The organism is Caulobacter sp. SRI_008 (assembly GCF_057586355.1).
The window spans coordinates 154837-172340 of sequence record NZ_JBYCZS010000002.1 but is presented as its reverse complement, the minus strand read 5'-3'; the positions used below and the strand labels follow the sequence as shown (position 1 = coordinate 172340).

Sequence of the window (17504 nt, the reverse complement as noted above, 5' to 3'; positions counted from 1 at the left end):
CAAGGCCGGTCTTCTCAGGCCTTGAAGCGCCAGGAGACCAGGGCGACGCGATTGTCGGCCGAAGGACCGGCGACATCGACCACCAGGCCCAGCCCCCGCCGCGGCCTCGCCCGCCCCGGCGACTTGTCGAGTTCGCCGAACACCTCGGCGACGAATTGCGCCCGCTGCAGCGCCAGATCCCGGAAGCCCTGTAACCGCTCGGCCTCGTCGATGTGGCCGGAGACGCGGACGGAGTCGCCGTTGCGGGGGTTGGGGCGGCTCTGGAATGCATGGACGGCGGCCTGGATGTCCTTCCAGTCCATGCCCTCGGAATCGCCCCGCCCCGGCTTGAAATGGACAGGGAACGGCTTGCTCCAGCCCGTTTCGGCCGCCGCGATGGCCGGCGCCGCGACCAGCCCAGTCGCTCCGATGATGAATGTCCGTCGCTGCATGCGCCCCTCCCCTTCACGGTGAAGGTCGGGCGCGCGCAACCTGACGTCAAGTCGCCCGCGTTACGCCGCCTGCGCGGTCCGCAGCGCCCGGATCTTCGGCCAAAGCATGTTGACCGCCAGGCCGGCCAGCACCAGGCCCGCCGCCAGCAGTTTCCAGGCCGGCAGCCCTTCGCCCAGCAACAGGGCTGAGGCGCTCATGCCGAACACCGGCACCAGCAGGGCCATCGGCGTGATGGTCGCGGCCGGGTGGCGGGCCAGCAGCCAGCCCCAGGCGCCGTAGCCGAACATGGTGTTGCCCACCGCCTGCCAGGCGACGGCCAGCCAGGTGCCGAAACCGGCTTCGGTCACGCCCTTGACCATGGCCGGCAGGCCTTCCAGCCACAGGGCCATGACCAATAGCGGCGGGATCGAGAACAGACTGGCCCAGACCACGTAGCCCAGCATGTTCACCGGCCCGGCCTGGCGCGCGACGATGTTGCCGCAACCCCAGCTGAGCGCCGCCAGCAGGCCCAGCGCCACGCCCAGCGGGGTGGCCGAGCCGCCGCCATGGACGGCGATGATCGTGATCCCGGCGACGGCCAGCAGCAGGGCGACGATCTGGAAGCCCCGCACCCGCTCGCGATTGATCTGCATGGCCAGGGCGATGGTGAAGAACACCTGGGTCTGGAGGATCAGCGAAGCCAGGCCCGGCGAGATGTGGCCCTTCATGGCCACGAACAGCAGGCCGAACTGCCCCGCCCCGATCAGCAGGCCGTAGCCGGCGAGATTGAGCCACGACACCGCCGGCTTCTTGACGAAGAACACCAGCGGCAGCAGCACCAGGGTGAAGCGCAGGGTGGCGAAGGTCAGCGGCGGCAGGTGGTTCAGCGCCTGGCGGATGACCACGAAGTTCGTGCCCCACACCGCCACCACCGCCAGGGCCAGAAGGAAATGGCGAAGCGGCAGGGAACTGGGCATGGGGGACTCCTCGGACGGAGCCCTACCTAGGCCTTGGAAATGCTGGAGGGAACCGACGGCGGGGCCAGAAGCGTCCCCTTTTTCTCCGTGCGTCCCCGCGAAGGCGAGGATCCAAGCCGAACTGGCGACCGTGCATGAATTCAGCGCTCCAGCCGGACAGCCGGTTCGCAGCGGAAAGTCAGCTTGGGTCCCCGCCTTCGCGGGGATTTGACGGATGAGGTGTACGCGGTCGCCACAAGGCGCGCGCCGCATCGTCCGACCACTGAATATTCAGCCCACGTCCTCACAGTAAACGCGCCCGCAATGACTGTGACACCGCCATGAAGTTTTCGCGAAACCTGGTGTCCACACGGTCAAGTTTAGCACCTCGTTAGGTGTGAAACGGTCATTCCCCCTCGCGAGTGGAGGGCGTATTCCGATGTTCACCTTGCGCGACACGGTTTCTTCCTTAGCCCCGGCGCGGGCGGAAGACCTGGGCAAGACCTTGTACGAACGGTTCCGCGAGGAACCGGACACCCTGATCGTCCCGGTGCTGGACGCCGACGACCGGCCCGTGGGGCTGGTCGAGCGCAACGCCTTCTTCCTGCGCATGGCGGCCGAGTACGGCCGGGCCCTTTACGCAAACCGGCCGATCGAGGTGCTGATGGACTCCGAGCCGCTGGTCGTCGAGGCCGACGTCGAGCTGGCCGCCTTCACCAGCGACAGCCTGTCCTATCGGGCGTCCGATCTGCTGCGCGGCTTCATCGTCACCGACGGCGGGCGCTATCTGGGCGTCGGCACGGTGATCGGCCTCTTGCAGGCCACCAGCGAGACCAACCGCCAGAACCTGCACGCTCTCGCCGAGGCCAAGGCCGACGAGGAGCGCGCCCGCACCTTCATGAGCGCGGTCGTCGAGTCCATTCCCTCGATGGTGTTCGTCAAGCGGGCCGACGACCAGAGCTACGTCCTGCTCAACCGGGCCGGCGAGAAGATCCTGGGCTATAGCCGCGAGGAGATGATCGGCCGCACCGACGACGACTTCTACGATCCGATCCAGGCGGCGATCTATCACGCCCGCGACGCCGAGGTGATCCGCTCGGGCGACATCAAGGTCATCGAGGAAGACCTGATCCCACGCAAGGACGGCGCGACCGCCATACTGCGCACCAAGAAGATCGCCATCCTCGACGCCGACGGCCGCCCCGAATACCTGCTGGGCATCTCGGAAGACATCGCCGAGCGCAAGCGGGCCGAGGCCCAGATCGCGCGCCTGGCCCACTACGACCCGCTGACCGAACTGCCCAACCGCCTTCTGTTCCAGAAGGACCTGTCGGACGCCTTGGCCCGCGCCGCGCGGCGCGAGGACCTGGTGGCCGTGCACTGCGTCGATCTGGACCGCTTCAAGGTGGTCAACGACACCCTGGGCCATCCGGTCGGCGACGCCCTGCTGAAGGCCGCCGCCGAGCGCCTGCGCGGCTGCGTGCGCGAGGGCGACACCGTGGCCCGCCTGGGCGGCGACGAGTTCGCCGTCGTCCAGACCGGCCTCAACGACCTGACCGGCGCCACGCGCCTGGCCGCCCGCATCGTCGAGGCCCTGGAGGCCCCGTTCGACCTGCGCGGGCACCAGGTGGTGATCGGCGGCAGCGTCGGCGTGGCGGTCTCGCCCGACGACGGCCTCGACAGCGACGAGCTGCTCAAGAAGGCCGACATGGCCCTCTACCGCGCCAAGGCCGACGGAAAGGGCACGTTCCACTTCTTCGAGCGGGCCATGGACGAGCAGCTTCAGGCCCGCCGGGCCCTGGAGCTGGACCTGCGCCGCGCCCTGGCCGAGGGCCAGTTCGAACTCTTCTACCAGCCGCTGTTCGACCTCGAGGCCGACCGGGTCACCGGCTGCGAGGCGCTGCTGCGCTGGCGCCATCCCGAGCGCGGCATGGTCTCGCCCGGCGAGTTCATCCCGCTGGCCGAGGAGATCGGCCTGATCGGCGCCCTGGGCGACTGGGTGCTGCGCGCCGCCTGCGACGAGGCCGCCCGCTGGCCCCAGCACGTGCGCCTGGCGGTGAACCTGTCGCCCGCCCAGTTCCGCGATCGCCGCCTGGCCGCCACCGTAGTCCAGGCCCTGGCCGCCTCCGGCCTGGCCGCCGAGCGCCTGGAGCTGGAGATCACCGAGAGCGTCCTCCTCCAGGACAGCGCCCAGAACACCGCCATACTGCACGACCTGAAAGCCCTGGGCGTGCGCATCTCGATGGACGACTTCGGCACGGGCTACAGCTCGCTGAGCTACCTGCGCAGCTTCCCGTTCGACAAGATCAAGATCGACCAGACCTTCGTGCGCGACATCCTCGACGACGCCGACGCCCTGGCGATCATCAAGGCCGTGCTCGACCTCGGCGCCAGCCTGGGCATCACCACCACCGCCGAGGGCGTGGAGTCCGAGGAACAGCTGCACGAGCTGCGCCGCCAGGGCTGCGGCGAGATCCAGGGCTACTTCATCAGCCGCCCCAAGCCGGCGCTGGAGATCGCCGCCCTGCTGGGCGTCGAGGCGGCCACGCCGCGCGGGCTTTCGGAGGTGGTGGCGTTCTCGGCGCTGCCCCCTCAGTCGGCTACGCCGACAGCTCCCCCAGCGGGGGAGCATCTCGAAGAACGCCGCGCCTAACAGATCCTCCCCCTCTGGGGGAGGTGGCCCGGAGGGGGGCTGCGGCTACTGAGGCCGCAACACCCCTCCCGTAAAATCCCCGCGAAAGCGGGGACCCAGGCTTTTTCTGAAACGCGTGGCGCTCGACGATAAAACACCTGGGTCCCCGCTTTCGCGGGGATTTTACGGATTTGAGAGGGAGGCTCCCCTCCCCCTCAGTCGCTCCGCGATAGCTCCCCCAGCGGGGGAGCATCTAGTGCGCCAAACCACCGCAATCCCTTGCGTTTCTTGGCCCGCCCTTGACTTCGCACCTGCAATATCCGATATGAGCCTCGCGCCAGCCGGCGCTATTGGCGCTCCAGCCGCGTGACGGACCCCAGCGGGTTCAGCCTGTCGAGCGCCCTGAAAGCTTCTCATAGACCGCCCGTATCACGCGGGGCGCTCCCCACCGACCCGCCGCCAGGCGAGCCGTGCGAGGACCGCGCGCGCCGTCTCGCGACCGTATGAAAGATACGTCCGTAGTGACTCAATTCACTGACCTTGGCCTGGCCAAGCCGATCCTCAAGGCCCTGGCCGACAAGGGCTACACCCAACCCACCCCGATCCAGGCGCAAGCCATCCCCGTCGTCATGAAGGGCCGCGACCTGCTGGGCATCGCCCAGACCGGCACCGGCAAGACCGCCGCCTTCGCCCTGCCGATCCTGCACCGCCTGGCCGAGGACCGCCGTCCGGCCCCGCGCCGCGGCTTCCGCTGCCTGGTCCTGTCCCCGACCCGCGAACTGGCCACCCAGATCGCCGACAACTTCAAGGCCTACGCCGCCCACCTCGGCCTTTCGGTCGCCACCATCTTCGGCGGCGTGAAGTACGGCCCGCAGATGCGCGCCCTGGCCGCCGGCGTCGACGTCGTCGTCGCCACCCCGGGCCGCCTGATGGACCACCTGGGCGAAAAGAGCGCCACCCTCGGCGGCGTCGAGATCTTCGTGCTCGACGAAGCCGACCAGATGCTCGACCTCGGCTTCGTGGTGCCGATCCGCAAGATCGCCAGCCAGCTGCCCAAGGACCGCCAGAACCTGTTCTTCTCGGCCACCATGCCCAGCGAGATCGGCAAGCTGGCCGGCGAGCTGCTGAAGGATCCGGCCTCGGTGTCGATCACCCCGCAGGCCACCACGGTCGAGCGCATCGACCAGTCGCTGATCTACATCGAAGCCCAGCGCAAGCGCCCGCTGCTGGCCGAGCTGCTGTCGGACCGCAGCGTCGAGCGTTCGATCGTCTTCACCCGCACCAAGCGCGGCGCTGACCGCGTGGCCAAGTACCTGACCGCCGCCGGCATCGAGGCCGCCTCGATCCACGGCGACAAGACCCAAGGCCAGCGTGAGCGCGCCCTGGCGGCCTTCAAGGCCGGCGAGGTCAAGGCCCTGGTCGCGACCGACATCGCCGCCCGCGGCATCGACGTCAACGACATCAGCCACGTCTTCAACTACGAGCTGCCCAACGTGCCGGAGGCCTATGTCCACCGGATCGGCCGCACCGCCCGCAAGGGCAAGGACGGCGTCGCCATCAGCTTCTGCTCGGACGACGAGCGCAGCCTGCTGAAGGACATCGAGAAGGCCACCCGCCAGAAGATCCCGTCCTTCGACCGCCGCAACGACAAGGCCCTGGCGGCCGCCGCGGCCGTCGCCGACAAGCTGGCCCCGGCCGAGAAGTACGTCGACCCGCGCAAGGCCGACCCGCGCAACAACGTCCCCTCGGAACTGCGCCGCAAGCGCAACCGTAACGGCGCTCAAGGCAAGGGCGGCCAGGGCGGCGGTCAACGTGAAGGCCAGGGCGGCGGCGAAGGCCGTCAGGCCCAGGGTCGTAACGAAGGCCGCAACGGCGGCGGCCGTAGCGGCGGTCGCGGCGCCCAGGGCGGCGGCGGTCAAGGCCGGGGCGGCCAGCAGGCCGCCGGCGGCGCCAAGCAGGGCGGCGATTTCCGCGGCCCCAAGCGCGGCGGCGTCCAGACGGTCGAGACCCGCTGGAGCCCGATCGACTGATCGGCCTGAACTGACCTGAAGATATCGGCCGCCTTCCTCCGGGAAGGCGGCCTTTTCTTTGCCTGCCCGTCCCTTGAGCCATGCCCTGGCCACCCCCAGGGTCGAGCCCGGTCGCCCCCGCGACGAAAACCACAACCCTGGGCCGCCCCGTACTGCGACGCTTGCGCGCAGGGTGGTCCCTCGACCCTTGCAACCGGTTGGGCCGTCGGATCATTGTTCGCCCGGACCCGGCTTTAGGGGAGCCGGTGGGAGGGACCAAACGCCATGCCGCAAGGCGACGGGCGAAGCTTGCCTGCGTTCACGCGTCTAGCCGGGGGCGAAATGGCCGAACGCGTCCGCGCGTTCGACTGGTCGCGCACCCCGCTGGGCGCGCGCGAGACCTGGTCTCCCAGCCTGAAGCTGGCCGTCGACATGCTGCTGGCGACCAATTTCCCCATGGCCCTGCGCTGGGGCCCCGAGTTCATCCTGGTCTATAACGACGCCTACGCGCCGGCCCTGCGCGAGCGCCACCCCGACGCCCTGGGCCGCGCCTTCACCCAGCATTCCGACGAGTTCCGGGCCACCCTGCTGGGCATCCACCAGGACATCCTGCGTGGCGAAAGCGGCGGCTACGCCCTGGAGCGCATGCCCCTGCAGGTGCAGCGCGAAGGCGGCGAGGCCCGCCTGGCCCACTTCGCCGTCAGCTACAGCCCGGTGCCCGACGACACCGCCCCCACCGGCGTCGGCGGGGTGCTGATCTCGGCCGTCGAGGTCACCGGCGCGGTCGAGACCGAGAAGGCCCTGCGCGACACCCAGGCCCGCTACAACATGGCGCTTGGCGCCGCCGGCGGGGTCGGCGCCTGGGAGTGGGACATCAAGGCCAACAAGGTCTATTGCGACGCCCGCTACGCCATGCTGCACCAGGTGGATCCGGCCTTCGCGTCGCTGGGCCTGCCCGCCCAGCGCTTCACCCCGGCCGTCCACGACGAGGACCGCGACCGGGTGGCCGGCGTCGCCCTGGCGGCCATGCAGACCGGCGGCGACTTCTCCGACGAGTTCCGCCTCGTCCAGGCCGACGGCTCGATCCGCTGGGTCGTGGCCAGCGGCCATTGCTATCTCGACGCCGACGGCAAGCCCGACCGCAACGCCGGCGTCGTCTTCGACATCACCGAACGCAAGGCGATGGAAGCCGAGCTGCTGGAGGCCCGCCTCGACCGCGACATCGCCATGGAGGCGGCCGGCATGGGCCGCTGGGACCACAATCCCAGCACCGGCCAACGCTACTGGGACAAGCGTTCGTGCGAGCTGTTCGGCGTGGCCGAGCCCGGCCCGGACAGCTTCGAAAGCTTCCTGACCCTGGTCCACCCCGACCACGTCGAGGAGGTCCAGGCCGCCGTGACCGCCGCCACCGATCCCGCCGGCGACGGCCTGCTGAACGTCCAGTACCGCACCGTGCGCGCCTCCGACGGGGCCCTGCGCTGGATCGAGACCTTCGGCCGGGCCTATTTCGAGCGCGGCCAGTGCGTGCGCTTCGTGGGGGTCGGCTGGGACATCACCGATCGCAAGACGGCCGATCGCCGCCTGGCGTCGCAGGAAGAGACCCTGCGCCTGGCCATCGAGGCCGCCGACGTCGGCACCTGGGACCTCGACATCCGCAACGACGTGCTCACCTGGTCCGACCGCTGCTACGCCATGTTCGGGGTGCCGCTGGGCACGCCGGTGGTGCGCGAGGACTTCTACACCAACCTGCACCCCTCCGACCGCGGCGAGGTCCGCGAAGCCCTGCGCCGCACGCTCGACGGCCGCATCCGCGCCGATTACGACGTCGAGTTCCGGGTCATCGGCCGCCAGGACGGGGTCGAGCGCTGGCTGTCGGCCAAGGGCAAGGCCTTCTTCGACGCCGAGGGCAAGCCGACGCGGATGATTGGCACCACGGTCAACGTCACCGACCGCAAGCGCGCCGAGCTGCACCTGCGGCTGCTGGTCAACGAGCTGAACCACCGCGTGAAGAACTCGCTGGCCACCATCCAGGCCATCGCCGGCCAGACCTTCCACGCCGCGCGCTCGCTGCCGGCCGCCCAGGAGGCCTTCACCGCCCGCATCATCGCCCTGTCGGAAGCCCACGACGTCCTGACCCGCGAGAACTGGGAAGGCGCCGACCTGATGGACGTCATCGACCGCCTGACCGCCCTGCACGGCGGCGGCGACCGCTTCGTGCTCGACGGCCCGCCGGTGCGGCTGTCGCCGCGGCCGGCCCTGTCGCTGTCGATGGCCCTGCACGAGCTGGCGACCAACGCGGTCAAGTACGGCGCCCTGTCGCGGTCCGGCGGGCAGATCCTGCTGTCGTGGAGCGTCGACTATGCGGCGGTCCCGCGCCTCACCCTCAGCTGGATCGAGCGCGGCGGCCCGCCGGTCGAGGCGCCCACGCGGCGCGGCTTCGGCTCGCGCCTGATCGAGCGGGGCCTGGCGGCCGAGCTGTCGGGCGAGGCGCGCATCGAGTTCCGCCCCGAAGGCGTGGTGTGCACCATCACCGCCCTGCTCGACTGCTGAGGGCCCGCAAGCCGGCCTTCAGCCTCCGCGCGCCGGCGACGCCCAGCACCACGAGGCCGACGGGCGCGATCGCCAGCAGCCAGACCAGAGCGATCAGCGACAGCTGCAGCAACGACTGGATCACGATCCACGGCTTGGATTCCGGGGAAATATCCGCGCGCTCGAAGCTGTAGGGATCGGGCATGGGCGGTCGATCTTTCCAGACGCCGCCCCCGGCTTGCCCCACCATAGGCCGTTCGCGAAAAGGTTGAACCCTCGCGCGGACAATATCTGTGCAAATTCACGAAAATCCGGAAAATCAGGCCGCCAGGCGCAGGACCTTGGCGATCTGGGCGTCGCTGCGGCGCAGGGCCAGCAGCGCCAGCAGCGCCACCGCCAGCGGCGCCAGGCCCCACAGCGGCAGGCCGGCCACCGACAGGCCGACGAAGCCGGCGAGCAGGGCCGAGATCGCCACCTCGGCCAGGGTCGCGAACCACGACGCCCCGCGTCGGCGCTTGAAGTCGGCCCGCTTGCCCGGCTTCTGGTGCCAGACATTGATCAGCCCGCAGGCCCAGGCCGCCAGGCCGGCGCCGACGGCGGTCCAGAAGGCGGTGGCCGGCGCCAGCCAGGCCAGCACCGCCAGCGGCGCGGCCAGCAGCAGGGCCACCGGCAACAGGGCCGCGGCCAGCTTGGCGCGGCGCAGGGACCGCACGGCGGCCGGCGACACGGCCAGCAGGTCCGGGCTCTCCTCGGCCGACAGGGTGATCCAGGCCAGGCTCCCGGCCACCTGACCGGCCAGGAACACCACCACCCCCGCCCCGCCGGCCAGGGCCGCGCCCCCGCCGTGGGCGGCGTTGCGGCTGAGGATCACGGCGGTCGGCACCAGGTACAGCACGCGCAGCAGCACCTGCGACAGCAGGCCGGCGTCGCGGAGGATCAGCCGCAGCTCCTTGGCCAGGGTGGCGGCGAACACCCCCTTGGCGAAGGCCCGGTCGCGGCCGCGCGCGGGCCTGGCGGCGCTGGTCTGGGATCCTTGCGTCGCGGCCGCGGCGTCGGCGAACCGCCGGCCCAGCGACAGCGCCGACAGGGTGAAGGCGCCCGCCCCGATCGCCAGGAGCGCCAGCAGCGGCAAGGGCTCGCCCAGCATGGCCTTCAGCGGCAGCCAGGCGATCGGCGGCAGCTTCAGCCGGCCCTCGGCGGTCTCGCGCGCCAGGGTCTGGAACAGGCTCTCGCTGGCGCCCTTGCCCAGGATGGTGCGGATCTGGCTGGTCAGGAAGAAGGCCGCGCCAACCAGGGCCGCCAGCACCTGGGCCACCGTGCGCGTGCGGCGCGGGCCGATCAGCGAGAACAGGGTCATGGCCAGCGACAGGCCCGCGGCCGTCGCCAGCAAGGCCAGGGCCGCCAGCACGCCGAACAGGCCCAGCCATTCGGGATGGCCCAGGATGATCGCCGGCCCGACCAGCGGCGTCAGGAAGATCAGGAACACCGTCATGACCCCGGCCGCCACGCCCAGGGCGCGGACGAACAGCACCGTCCGCGGCGGGATCGGCGAGGAGAACAGCAGGTCGAGGTCCCCGCGCTCGTAGAGCGCCTCGCTGGCCGCCGCCAGGGTCTGCGACAGCATCAGGGTGAAGGCGGTGGCGCAGCAGGCCAGGGCGATGGCCGCCGCCATCGGGACCATCGGCACGTCCAGCTTGCGCAGCACGAAACCCAGCGACACCCCGCCGCTCAGCATCACCAGCAGCAGGATCGAGCCGCCGATCCAGGCGCCGATGCCGGCGCCGGCCCTCTTGCCGGTCAGGCCGCGCCAGTAGAGGCGGATCTCCTGGGCCAGCAGCCAGGCGACCGAGCCGGAGCGCAGCAGCCTCACGCCGCCGCCCCGTCGGACGTCAGCTGCAGGAAGACGTCTTCGAGCGTGCCGCCGTCCTTGCCTGCTTGGCCGCGCAGCGTATCCAGCGTGCCTTCGGCCAGCAGCCGCCCGCCGGCGATGATGCCGATGCGGTCGGCCATGCGCTCGGCCACTTCCAGGATGTGGGTGGTCAGGATCACCGTGCCGCCGGCGTCGACGCGGGCCTGCAGCATGTCCTTGACCAGCCGCGCGGCGGCGGCGTCGAGGCCGGTCAGCGGCTCGTCGAGGATCAGCAGCCGGGGATCGTGGATCAGCGCCCCGGCCAGGGCCACCTTCTGCTTCATGCCGCGCGAGAAGCCCTCGCACCGCCGCCGCGCCTCGCCCGCAAGACCCAGGGTCTCCAGCAACTCCTGCGCCCGGGCCTTGGCGTGCTTGGGCTCGACGTTCCAGAGACCGGCGACGAACTCCAGATATTCCAGCGGGGTGAGCCGGTCATAAATCATCGCCTCGTCAGGCGCCCAGGCGGTGATCGCCTTGGCCGCCGCCGGATCGGTCCGGGCGTCGATGCCGAAGATCTCGATGCTGCCCTTGTCGGGCTTGGTCAGGCCCGCGACCATCCGCAGGGTGGTGGTCTTGCCGGCGCCGTTGGGCCCGAGCAGGGCGTAGAGCTCGCCCGGATGCACCGTCAGGTCCAGCTCGCGCACGGCGGGCTTGGCGAAGGTCTTGTCCAGCCCCCGGACGATCAAGGCTTCGGTCACGCTGGCCCCCGTGCAATGCGGCGGGCATGTGATCGCGATTGGGGGATGGGCGCAAGGTTGGGTGGTCTGCACACGCAAATCCTCCCCCTCTGGGGGAGGTGGCCCAGAGGGCCGGAGGGGGCCAGCGCGGCCTCGGCCGCTACCCCCTCAGTCGCTCCGCGACAGTTCCCCCAGAGGGGGAGCATCCAAAGGACGTCACCCCGCCCGCGTCTCGACCTTCACGCCCGCCGTCAGCATCTTGTGCACCGGGCAGGCTTCGGCGATCTCCATCAGCCGCTGACGCTGGGTCTCGTCGAGATCGGCCGGCAGGGTGATGACGCGGTCGAAGACATCAGCGGGAACCTGGCCCGTCGCCCGGCGCCAAGTCACCTCCACCCGCACCTCGCCCAGGGCCCAGCCCTTGCGCTTGGCGTAGAGCCGCAGCGTCTGGGTGGTGCAGGCCGCCAGGCCCGCCGCGACCAGGTCGTGGGGATTGGGGCCGGTGTCGAGCCCGCCTTCCGACGGCTTGAGGTCGCCGGCGATACGCGAAGGGCCGGCTGTGATCAGGATCTGCACGCCGCCGTGGCCGCTGTCCTCGGCGATGGCGGAAGGGCGGGCGACGTCGGTCATGGCGAATCCTCGCGGGTTGGGAAGCCCAACTTAGGCGTCCCATGCGGCATCGCGCTTGTCGAAATCCGTCCCCCGACGAACCTTCGAAGGATCTTAAGCGGCCGCGCCGGCCCCGACCTTGAACAGGTGGGTGGCGCCGCGCCAGACCTCGACCTCGTTGCAGCCGCGGTGCATGTCGAACAACTCGCCGGCGCGCAGGCGCGCGGCGTTGTCGTCGGCGCAGGCCGTGACATCGAAACGAGGAACCGAGCCGTCGCGCTCGACGCAGAAGAAGGTAAACACCTGCATGGGAACGATCGTCCTCATCAGGCGGGACCGGGTCCATGTTCGATGGGCGGGGCCGCAGCGCCAGCTGACTTCCGCAACCGGCTCTTGAAAACCCAATATAATGAACGCAAAGCGATTCACCATAGGGGTTCGGTTTCTTAACAGGACTCAGTTGGGGATGAATCCCGTCTTGATGGGAATCCTCGCCTGGAACCATGGTTCCAATTTGGCGCGAATGCGCTTTCCCTGGACGTCATCACGCACTAGGTTCGCCACCTTTCGCAAACGGCGACGTTAAGAGACTCATGCCCGCGCACTATCTCGACTTCGAGCGACCCATCGCCGACCTGGAAGCCAAGATCGAAGAGCTTTCCAAGCTTTCCGAGACGGCTGGCCCCGGCGCGTTCGACAACGAGATCGTCGCCCTGCGCGAGCGCGTGCAGGTTCTGCGCAAGGAAGCCTATGCCGGTCTCGACGCCTGGCAGAAGACGATGGTCGCCCGCCACCCGCAGCGGCCGCACCTGCGCGATTATGTCGCGGGCCTGATCGACGAGTTCGTCGAGCTGCGCGGCGACCGCAAATTCGCCGACGACCAGGCCATCGTCGGGGGCCTGGGCCGCTTCCGCGGCATGCCGGTCGTGGTCATGGGCCACGAGAAGGGCCACGACACCACCACCCGCCTGAAGCACAACTTCGGCATGGCCCGCCCCGAGGGCTACCGCAAGGCCGTGCGCCTGATGGACATGGCCGAGCGCTTCAACCTGCCGGTCCTGACCTTCGTCGACACCGCCGGCGCCTATCCGGGCCTCGGCGCCGAGGAGCGCGGCCAGGCCGAGGCCATCGCCCGCTCGACCGAACGCTGCCTGACCCTAGGCACGCCCATGGTCACCACCATCACCGGCGAAGGCGGCTCGGGCGGCGCCATCGCCCTGGCCGGCGCCAACCGCGTGCTGATCCTCGAGCACTCGATCTATTCGGTGATCTCGCCGGAAGGCGCGGCCTCGATCCTGTGGCGCGACGGCGGCCGGGCCAAGGACGCGGCCACCAACATGAAGATCACCGCGCAAGACCTGATCAAGCTGCGCATCGTCGACCGCATCGTCGAGGAACCGGCCGGCGGCGCTCATTCGGATCCCGAAGCCGCCATCAAGGCCGTCGGCGACGCGGTGGAAGACGAGCTGAAGAAGCTGTCGGTCCTCACCCCCGCCGAACTCAAGCGCCAGCGCGCCGACCGCTTCTACGCCATCGGCCGCGAAGGCCTGCAATAGCCGTGAGCGGCGACGGCGATCCGTTCCTCGGAGAAACCGTCGGCAAGAAGCGCAAGGATTCCTCGGTCGCGGACGCCGGCGTCGAAGCCGGCCTCGGCCTCGCCGCCGAGATCGCGCCCCTGCCCTTCCTCGTCGTCAGCGGCGTGATCGCCGGCGCGGGCCTGATCGGCTTCCTCGCCTGGAAGGCGCTCAAAGGCCCGGGCGGCAAGAAGAAGATCGGCTGACGGTCCCTTCTCTCCCGTAAAACCCCCGCGAAAGCAGGGGCCCAGGTGTTTTATCGTCAAGCACCACGCGTTTCAGAAAAAGCCTGGGTCCCCGCTTTCGCGGGGATTTTACGGCTAGAGGTGGACGCAAGCCCCACTCAGCTGCATCTTTCGTTCTGGACCTTCTCGATGGTCCGGAGCGGTCGTCCCATGGAAATCTCGGTCACAGACGCCGAAGGCCAACTGACCGACCTCGTCCGCAAGGCCGAGGCCGGCGACGAGGTCGTGCTGACCCGTCACGGCCAACCGGCCGTGCGGCTGGTGCCTATCCACGCCCAGGCCGACGCCAAATTCGACCCCGCCAAGCGTCGCGCGATCCTGGAAGCCATCGCCAAGGAAGCGGGTGCGAAGGCGACGCCCGGCCCTTCGGCGGCGCGTAGCCAGGACTTCCTCTACGGCGACGACGGCCTGCCCGGGTGATCGCGGTCGACACCTCCGCGCTGATCGCAATCGTGTTGAACGAGCCCGAAGGGCGGCGATGCATCGCCGTCTTGGCCGAAGAAGCCAGTCCCGTCATTTCCGCCGGCACCTTGACAGAGACCTTGATCGTCTCGGCGCGTCGCGGCGTGACCCCGCAAATGCAAAAGCTGCTCGACAACTTGAGCATGACCATCACGCCGGTATCGGAAGTCACCGCTCACCGCGTCGCCGAAGCCTACGGACTTTGGGGCAAGGGTTTTCATCCCGCCGGCCTGAACTGGGGCGACTGCTTCGCCTATGTCGCGGCCAAGGACTGCGGCGGGCGGCTGCTGTTTGTCGGCGACGACTTCGCCCGCACCGACCTGATCTCAGCCTGACGCGCGCCCCCCCGCCCACGAAAAAGCCCGCCCCGGTCTACCGGGGCGGGCTTCGTCTTTTCAGGCTCTTTCGAACCCGCCGGTCGTCAGACCAGCGAGCCGTGGCACTGCTTGAACTTCTTGCCCGAACCGCAGGGGCACGGACCGTTGCGGTTGGTGCGGTCCCAGCCTTCCGGCAGCGCCGAGACCGGCAGGGCCTCGCGCTGCTGCGGCGACAGGCCTTCGGGCAGAGCGCCGGCCAGGGCCGCGTTCTCGCCGGTCAGCGGGTCCAGGTGCACCGGGATCAGGTTTTCCGGGGTGTGCAGGGGCTCGGGCTCGGCATAGGCGATCTCGACCGTCATCAGCCAGCGGGTGGTGTTGCTGCGCAGGTCGCCCAGCAGCTTTTCGAACAGGCTGAAGGCTTCGGTCTTGTACTCGTTCAGCGGGTCGCGCTGGCCGTAGCCGCGCAGGCCGATGACGTTGCGCAGGTGGTCCAGGTGCATCAGGTGCTCGCGCCACTGCAGATCGATCATCTGCAGCAGGAAGCTCTTTTCCACCGAACGCATCTGCTCGGGGGTGATGATCACTTCGCGCTGGGCGGCGTACTCGTCGGCGGCCTTGCCGATGCGCTCGCGGAAGACCTCGTCGTCGACGCCTTCCTCGGCGGCCCATTCCTTCAGCGGCAGGTCGAGGCCCAGGATCGCCTGGACGCGCTCGTGCAGGCCCTCGATGTCCCACTGCTCAGCATAGGCCTTGGGCGGCACGTGACGGGCCACCAGGTCCTCGACCACGTCGGTGCGCATCTCGGCGATGACTTCCGACAGGTCGTTGCTCTCCATGAACTCCTGGCGCTGCTCGAACACGGCCTTGCGCTGGTCGTTGACGACGTCGTCGTACTTCAGGAGGTTCTTGCGGATCTCGTAGTTGCGCTGCTCGACCCGGGTCTGGGCCTTGGCGATGGCGGCGTTCAGCCACTTGTGGGTGATCGCCTCGCCGTCCTGGACGCCGAAGGTGCGCATGATCGCGTCCAGGCGCTCGCCGGCGAAGATGCGCAGCAGGTCGTCTTCGCACGACAGGAAGAACTTGCTGCGGCCCGGGTCGCCCTGACGGCCGGTGCGGCCGCGCAGCTGGTTGTCGATGCGGCGGCTCTCGTGGCGCTCGGTGCCCAGCACGAACAGGCCGCCGGCGGCCAGGGCCGCCTTCTTGGCGTCGGCGATCTCGGCTTCCAGTTCGGCGCGATGGGCCAGCTCGTCCTCGTGCGAGACGGTGATGCCCAGGCCGCGCTGCTCGATCTTCCACTTCGACAGGCGCAGGTCGATGCTGCCGCCCAGCTGGATGTCGGTGCCGCGGCCGGCCATGTTGGTGGCGATGGTCACCGCGCCCGGCACGCCGGCGTCGGCGACGATGCCGGCTTCCTGCTCGTGGAAGCGGGCGTTCAGCACCTGGTGGGGGATGCCCTTCTGCTTGGCGCCCTTGTTTTCCCACTCGTAGGCGTCGAGCAGCTTGGACAGTTCTTCGGACTTCTCGATCGACACGGTGCCGACCAGGATGGGCTGGCCGCGGCTGTGGCAGTCAGCGATCTGCACCAGGATGGCGCGGTTCTTCTCTTCCTCGGTGCGGTAGACCTCGTCGTCGTCGTCGATGCGCTGGATGACGCGGTTGGTCGGGATTTCGCTGACGCCCATCTTGTAGATGTCGTCGAACTCCTGCGCCTCGGTCGAGGCCGTGCCGGTCATGCCCGACAGCTTGGTGTAGAGGCGGAAGTAGTTCTGGATGGTCACCGAGGCCAGGGTCTGGTTCTCGGGCTGGATGGCGGCGCCTTCCTTGGCCTCGATGGCCTGGTGCAGGCCTTCCGACAGCCGGCGGCCGGTCATCATGCGGCCGGTGAACTCGTCGATCAGGACGATCTCGTCGGCCTTGACGATATAATCCTTGTCGCGCGTGTAGAGCACGTTGGCCCGCAGGGCCTGGTTGACGTGGTGCACGATCGAGATGTTGGCCGCGTCGTAGAGGCCGGCGGTGTCCTCGGCCAGGTGCCCGCCCGAGATCAGGACCTCTTCGATCCGCTCCTGGCCCTCTTCGGTCAGGATGACCTGCTTCTGCTTCTCGTCGTGATCGTAGTTGGTCTTGTCCTTGATGAGTTCCTTCACCAGGACGTCGATGGTCTTGTAGAGCTCGCTGCGGTCCTCGGTCGGGCCCGAGATGATCAGCGGGGTGCGGGCTTCGTCGATCAGGATAGAGTCGACTTCGTCGACGATCACGTAGTGGTGGCCGCGCTGGACCATCTCGTTCACGTCATAGACGAGGTTGTCGCGCAGGTAGTCGAAGCCGAATTCGTTGTTGGTGCCGTAGGTGATGTCGGACTTGTAGGCGCGCTGGCGGTCGCCCTGCGACAGGCCGTTGACGATGATGCCGTACGACAGGCCCATGAAGTTGTAGAGCTGGCCCATCCACTCGGCGTCGCGGGTGGCCAGGTAGTCGTTGACCGTAATGACGTGCACGCCCTTGCCGGCCAGCGCGTTCAGATAGGTCGGCAGGGTGGCGACCAGGGTCTTGCCTTCACCGGTGCGCATTTCCGAGATGCCGCCGAAGTGCAGCACCATGCCGCCGACCAGCTGCACGTCGAAGTGGCGCATGCCCAGCACGCGCTTGGAGGCCTCGCGCACGGCGGCGAAGGCTTCGTCGAGGATGTCGTCGAGGGTCGCGCCCTTTTCCAGGCGGTCCTTGAATTCCTGGGTCTTGGCCTTCAGGGCCTCGTCCGACAGGGCGGCCATCGCCGGCTCGAACGCGTTGATCTTGGCCACGCGGCTCTGCAGCGTCTTGACCTTGCGTTCGTTGGAGGAACCGAAGAGCTTTTTGGCGAAGCCGAGCATGCAGAAAGGATCCGGAGCGAGAACTAGTGAGGCCGGCGCTAAGGCTTGTGGGCCTTCACTACGGTAATGACGTTGCGCCGGGTTTCGGAAAACCACTGAAAACGGCGCGCGCGCGAGACTTAAGCACCGCCCCTCCCAGTGTCAACGAAGGCCCGGCCCGCCTCGACGTCGAAAACACCGATCGGCCAAGCTTGCCCGCGCCGCACGAATTATGCCCGCAGCGCGCGTGGGCGCGACGCCGAAACCGCTGGAAGCGCCTGGAGTTCCATCCGCTTGGCCAGAACCGGACGGCCCGACGCGAAGT

General features: G+C 69.1%; 15 protein-coding genes. 7 read left to right on the top strand and 8 right to left on the bottom strand.

Features of this window, described 5'->3' with window-relative positions; genetic code table 11:
- Positions 1 to 14: 14 nt before the first annotated feature.
- Positions 15 to 431 carry a hypothetical protein gene (locus tag AC2YHT_RS02810; protein WP_487288072.1) on the bottom strand — a complete coding sequence of 139 codons (417 nt, stop codon included), beginning with the start codon at positions 429 to 431 and terminating at the stop codon, positions 15 to 17.
- Positions 432 to 491: 60 nt separating this feature from the next.
- Positions 492 to 1388 carry an EamA family transporter gene (locus tag AC2YHT_RS02805; RefSeq protein ID WP_487288071.1) on the bottom strand — a complete coding sequence of 299 codons (897 nt, stop codon included), beginning with the start codon at positions 1386 to 1388 and terminating at the stop codon, positions 492 to 494.
- Between the two features lie 418 nt (positions 1389 to 1806).
- Between AC2YHT_RS02805 and AC2YHT_RS02800 the strand changes: the two genes are divergently transcribed.
- From AC2YHT_RS02800 to AC2YHT_RS02790, 3 genes are all read left to right on the top strand, one after another.
- The gene (locus AC2YHT_RS02800) at positions 1807 to 4020 is read left to right on the top strand and encodes a putative bifunctional diguanylate cyclase/phosphodiesterase (protein ID WP_487288070.1); all 2214 of its coding nucleotides are present in this window, start codon (positions 1807 to 1809) and stop codon (positions 4018 to 4020) included.
- A 500-nt stretch (positions 4021 to 4520) separates the two neighbouring features.
- On the top strand, positions 4521 to 6029 hold the full coding sequence (locus AC2YHT_RS02795; protein WP_487288069.1) for a DEAD/DEAH box helicase: 1509 nt from the start codon (positions 4521 to 4523) through the stop codon (positions 6027 to 6029).
- A gap of 321 nt (positions 6030 to 6350) precedes the next feature.
- Positions 6351 to 8558 (top strand): PAS domain-containing protein, encoded by a 2208-nt coding sequence (locus tag AC2YHT_RS02790; RefSeq protein ID WP_487288068.1) that lies wholly within the window; start codon positions 6351 to 6353, stop codon positions 8556 to 8558.
- On the opposite strand, the gene AC2YHT_RS02785 is transcribed toward AC2YHT_RS02790, so the two are convergent.
- From AC2YHT_RS02785 to AC2YHT_RS02765, 5 genes are all read right to left on the bottom strand, one after another.
- Positions 8536 to 8742, bottom strand: a complete 207-nt coding sequence (locus AC2YHT_RS02785) for a hypothetical protein (RefSeq protein WP_487288067.1) — start codon at positions 8740 to 8742, stop codon at positions 8536 to 8538. The two genes, AC2YHT_RS02790 and AC2YHT_RS02785, sit on opposite strands and share 23 nt — an antisense overlap.
- A 114-nt stretch (positions 8743 to 8856) precedes the next feature.
- Positions 8857 to 10407 carry a putative ABC transporter permease subunit gene (locus AC2YHT_RS02780; protein WP_487288066.1) on the bottom strand — a complete coding sequence of 517 codons (1551 nt, stop codon included), beginning with the start codon at positions 10405 to 10407 and terminating at the stop codon, positions 8857 to 8859.
- Positions 10404 to 11177 carry an ABC transporter ATP-binding protein gene (locus AC2YHT_RS02775; RefSeq protein ID WP_487288181.1) on the bottom strand — a complete coding sequence of 258 codons (774 nt, stop codon included), beginning with the start codon at positions 11175 to 11177 and terminating at the stop codon, positions 10404 to 10406. Before AC2YHT_RS02775 ends, AC2YHT_RS02780 begins: the two co-directional genes overlap by 4 nt.
- Positions 11178 to 11339: 162 nt before the next feature.
- On the bottom strand, positions 11340 to 11753 hold the full coding sequence (locus AC2YHT_RS02770) for an OsmC family protein (RefSeq protein WP_487288065.1): 414 nt from the start codon (positions 11751 to 11753) through the stop codon (positions 11340 to 11342).
- Between the two features lie 93 nt (positions 11754 to 11846).
- On the bottom strand, positions 11847 to 12041 hold the full coding sequence (locus AC2YHT_RS02765; RefSeq protein ID WP_110121916.1) for a hypothetical protein: 195 nt from the start codon (positions 12039 to 12041) through the stop codon (positions 11847 to 11849).
- 284 nt (positions 12042 to 12325) lie between these two features.
- Between AC2YHT_RS02765 and AC2YHT_RS02760 the strand changes: the two genes are divergently transcribed.
- The 4 genes from AC2YHT_RS02760 to AC2YHT_RS02745 all read left to right on the top strand — a co-directional run bounded on the left by AC2YHT_RS02760 (position 12326) and on the right by AC2YHT_RS02745 (position 14348).
- Positions 12326 to 13288, top strand: coding sequence for an acetyl-CoA carboxylase carboxyltransferase subunit alpha (locus AC2YHT_RS02760; protein ID WP_487288064.1), 963 nt, complete (start codon positions 12326 to 12328; stop codon positions 13286 to 13288).
- A 2-nt stretch (positions 13289 to 13290) separates the two neighbouring features.
- Positions 13291 to 13512 carry a hypothetical protein gene (locus tag AC2YHT_RS02755; RefSeq protein ID WP_487288063.1) on the top strand — a complete coding sequence of 74 codons (222 nt, stop codon included), beginning with the start codon at positions 13291 to 13293 and terminating at the stop codon, positions 13510 to 13512.
- A 189-nt stretch (positions 13513 to 13701) separates the two neighbouring features.
- Entirely contained in the window at positions 13702 to 13971 is a 270-nt protein-coding gene (locus tag AC2YHT_RS02750) for a type II toxin-antitoxin system Phd/YefM family antitoxin (RefSeq protein ID WP_487288062.1), read from the top strand.
- Complete coding sequence (locus tag AC2YHT_RS02745) at positions 13968 to 14348, top strand: type II toxin-antitoxin system VapC family toxin (protein ID WP_487288061.1); 381 nt, start codon at positions 13968 to 13970, stop codon at positions 14346 to 14348. Before AC2YHT_RS02750 ends, AC2YHT_RS02745 begins: the two co-directional genes overlap by 4 nt.
- A gap of 86 nt (positions 14349 to 14434) precedes the next feature.
- Here AC2YHT_RS02745 and secA read toward each other — a convergent pair whose 3' ends face one another.
- Complete coding sequence (gene secA, locus AC2YHT_RS02740) at positions 14435 to 17200, bottom strand: preprotein translocase subunit SecA (RefSeq protein ID WP_487288060.1); 2766 nt, start codon at positions 17198 to 17200, stop codon at positions 14435 to 14437.
- Positions 17201 to 17504 lie beyond the last annotated feature (304 nt).